This window comes from Deltaproteobacteria bacterium (assembly GCA_009929795.1).
Taxonomy (GTDB): Bacteria; Desulfobacterota; Desulfovibrionia; order Desulfovibrionales; family Desulfomicrobiaceae; genus RZZR01.
On sequence record RZZR01000200.1, the window covers coordinates 1 to 3633 of the forward strand.

5 protein-coding genes are annotated in these 3633 nt (G+C 58.9%); 1 reads left to right on the forward strand and 4 read right to left on the reverse strand.

What is annotated here, in order from left to right; genetic code table 11:
• The first annotated feature begins 311 nt into the window (after positions 1–311).
• On the forward strand, positions 312–1424 hold the full coding sequence (gene phnW, locus EOM25_13015) for a 2-aminoethylphosphonate--pyruvate transaminase (protein NCC26095.1): 1113 nt from the start codon (positions 312–314) through the stop codon (positions 1422–1424).
• A 30-nt stretch (positions 1425–1454) separates the two neighbouring features.
• Here phnW and EOM25_13020 read toward each other — a convergent pair whose 3' ends face one another.
• From EOM25_13020 to EOM25_13035, 4 genes are all read right to left on the reverse strand, one after another.
• Positions 1455–1883 (reverse strand): response regulator, encoded by a 429-nt coding sequence (locus tag EOM25_13020; protein ID NCC26096.1) that lies wholly within the window; start codon positions 1881–1883, stop codon positions 1455–1457.
• 16 nt (positions 1884–1899) lie between these two features.
• Positions 1900–2538, reverse strand: a complete 639-nt coding sequence (locus EOM25_13025) for a hypothetical protein (GenBank protein NCC26097.1) — start codon at positions 2536–2538, stop codon at positions 1900–1902.
• A complete protein-coding gene (locus EOM25_13030; protein ID NCC26098.1) occupies positions 2535–2894 on the reverse strand; it encodes a response regulator in 360 nt (119 codons plus the stop codon). Before EOM25_13030 ends, EOM25_13025 begins: the two co-directional genes overlap by 4 nt.
• 3 nt (positions 2895–2897) lie before the next feature.
• Positions 2898–3633 (reverse strand): two-component sensor histidine kinase (locus EOM25_13035; GenBank protein NCC26099.1); only part of this gene is annotated, 736 nt, incomplete at its 5' end.

Here is a 3633-nt window from a genome sequence, read left to right on the forward strand (position 1 = left end):
ACGCCGGCATGTGGAGCGTGGCCGTAACCAGAACCAGCGTCGAACTCGGCCTGACCCGGGCTGAGACCGAGGCTCTTCCTCCGGACGAATTGCGGGCCAAGCTGGATGATATCGGTCGGAGATTTCTCGATGCCGGGGCCCACATGGTTGTCGAGTCAGCGGCCGATCTGATGTCCGTGATCGATGCCGTAGAAAAACGGCTCAGGTGCGGAGAAAGTCCTATCTGTTTCGGTAACTAAATAATAATGTTAAAATTCTTGAACAAGCCCTGCTCGACGTCCCGGCGTAGGCAGGACTCACGGAGGCCCGACATGGATACTTCTCTTCTGCCCGACAATCCCTACCTTCTGCTGACCCCCGGCCCGCTTTCGACCACTAAGAGCGTCAAGGCGGCCATGCTCCAGGACTGGTGCACATGGGACGACGAGTACAACTCCATGGTCCAGGACATCCGGTCCCGACTCGAATCCCTGGCCAGCACACGGTCAGAATACACCTCCGTTCTCATGCAAGGCAGCGGAACCTTCGCTGTCGAGTCGTGCATCAGCACAGCCCTGCCTCTCACCGGAAAACTCCTGGTCCTGGCCAACGGCCACTACGGAGACCGCATGGCCGTGATTGGCCAAAGGCTGGGCATTCCGGTCGAGGTCCACGATTCCGGAGAAACCGGTTCCCTCGATCTCGACCTCTTGCGCTGGTGTCTGCAAGAAGATGCGGACATCACCCACGTGGCCGTGGTCCACTGCGAGACGACCACCGGCATGCTCAACCCGGTGAAACAGGTGGGGGAAATCGTAAAGGATGCCGGACGGCTTTTCATCGTCGATGCCATGTCCAGCTTCGGAGGCATCCCCATGGACATGCACGAAATGAAGGCGGATTTTCTGGTTTCCAGTGCCAACAAGTGCATCCAAGGCGTCCCTGGCTTCGGCTTCATCCTTGCCCGGCGCGATGTCATGGTCGGCCTAGAGGGCCGGGCCCGGTCTCTTTCTCTGGACGCTTTCGATCAATGGAGGGAGATGGAGAACAAGAAAGGCAAGTGGCGATTCACCTCGCCCACCCATGTGGTCAGGGCCTTCTTCCAGGCCCTGGTCGAACTGGAGGCCGAAGGCGGCGTGTCAGCCCGAAATGCCCGCTATGCCGACAACCAACGGCTTCTCGTGGACGGAATGCGGAGGCTGGGCTTCCAGACCCTTCTGCCAGACCACCTGCATTCGCCCATCATCACCTCGTTCCTCGAGCCGAATCGGGCGAGCTACGACTTCAAGGAGTTCTATGCCCGGCTCAAGGGTCAAGGATATGTCATCTATCCGGGCAAGGTCACCGGGGCCAATACCTTCCGTATCGGCAGTATCGGAAATTTCGGCCCCGGTGACCTCCCCGGCCTGCTCCAGGCCGTGGAGCGTGTCATGTACTGGACATGAATCGGAGGCAATCCAACCGGTTCCTTCCTCCTACCATGTCTTGCTGCTCAGAATCTCGCTGATCCTGGCCTCGGCCTCCTTGCCCACCAGAAGCATCTTCCGGGCCTTGGCCTTGTGGATCTTCTCGCTCAGAACATTGATATCAACGGGTTTCTCCATGAAATCCATGGCTCCGAGCTTCATGGCCTGAATGCCCTTTTCCACCGTGGCATGGCCGGTCAAAAAAATGACCTGCAGATTCGGGTTCATGTTCTTGATCATTTTCAAACCCTTGATGCCGTCGGTCCCGGGCATCTGGAGATCGAGAAACACGGCGTCGAATTGTTCCTCGCCCAGCATGGCCAGGGCGTCTTCCGCGTTGGTGGCCGTCTTGACCTCCATGTCCCGCAAACGCAGCCGTTCGCTCATGGCCTCCAAAAATTCCACTTCGTCATCGACGAGCAATACCTTTTCGTTCATGATCCTTCCCCCTGTGTTATTGAACGCCCCGGACAATCGCCGGGGTGAGTGAAATGGACAATGATCCGCCATCCCAATGCAGTGCGGCCCCACATTCCCGAGCCAGGCGGCATATGTCAGCATCTTCAGCGGCCGAGACCGGGCAGGTGATCCGGTACCCGACCGGAGCGGCCGTCACCTGGATTCGGACAACCCCGCCCTTCCCCACATGCTGTCCCCCGGCCATCAGACAGGCCGCCAAAAGCCGGAGCAGATCGAACTTCCTGACCGTCATGGACGGTTCAGAAGAGTCCTTTTCAATCATGACCTCGGCCTGGAAAGATGCCGTCATCCGTCGAACAAGGGCAACTGCAAGTTCCGCGGCCTGTCCGATATCCGTTCCCATGGCCTCCTGATCCTGGCTGTGAGCCAGCTCGTTCAGGTTGCGCAACAGCACGTCTCCGCGCCTGACCTGATCCCGGATGCGCACGTTGGTGTCGGCCAGACGGTCGGGGCTCAAGGTGCCCCGTTCGGCCAGGAGGCAGAGGTCCTGCAGAAGCCCGGCGTTTTCGTTGATGATGGCCAGCACATTCTTCATGTCGTGGGTGGCCATGGCCGTGATCCAGGAGACGAACCGCAGCCGACCTTCATCTCCGGTCATGGAATGGATATTCATGCGGCAACCCCCATGGCCGCCTTGATCTGGCGAACCAGTTCGTCAATGTCCACGGGCTTAACCAGATAGGACGAGGCCTTCGCCGAACCCTTGATAAAATCGTCCTCGGACCCGTGACCGGACAGAAAGACAAAACACATTCCCGGATGCAGGGCCTTAAGTTCCTCCTGCAGGGCGAACCCGCCGATGCCCGGCATTTTGACGTCCAACACGGCCACGTCGTAGGCCTTGTCCCTGGCCATTTCCAATGCCTTACGTCCGCTGTCTGCCCAATCGGCCTCGATGCCCCTGAAAGACAGTCGTTCGGCCATGGCCGAGACCAGCTCGGCCTCGTCGTCCACAAGCAATACGTTCATGTCTCAACCCTTGTGTTCTTGGTTCACGGGCAAACGAACGGTGAACACCGTGCCCTTGCCCAGCTCGCTTCTAACCTTGATGTCTCCGCCAAGATCCTTAACCAAGCCGTAGGTGATGGATAGCCCAAGGCCTGTTCCTCCAGTCCCTTTCTTGGTCGAGAAAAAGGGCTCGAAGATCTTCTCCAGATTTTCAGGACTAATTCCACAGCCCGAGTCGGCAAAAGTCGCCTCGACCATGCCGTCCAGACCTTGGGCGAAGGAGATGTTCAAACGCCCCCCGTCGTTCATGGCCTGAAAGGCGTTGTTGATCAGATTGAGGAAGACCTGTTGCAACCGGCTCCGGTCCGAAACAACCCCTGGAACCGATTCCGAGTCTCCGACCGTGACTTCGATGCTCCGGTAGGCGGCTTCCTTGCCCAGAAAGGTCAGAACCTCCGAGACCACGTCCCGCAGATTGACTTCGACCCAGGCCGCGTCGGCCTGACGGGCAAAGCCCAGCAGGCGCTTGGTAATCCGGCCACAACGCTCCACCGACCCCAGGATGGAGTCCATGAGCCCGATCAGGCGGCTGTCGCCCTGATACTCAGTCCGGAAGGTGAAGAGATCCCTTAGTAGCCCAGCCTTTTCGTTGATGATGGCCAGAGGATTGTTGATCTCGTGGGCCACGCCTGCGGCCAGTCGGCCGATGGTGGCCATACGGTTGGCGTGCTCCATGTTCCGCAGGACAGTGTACCTGGTC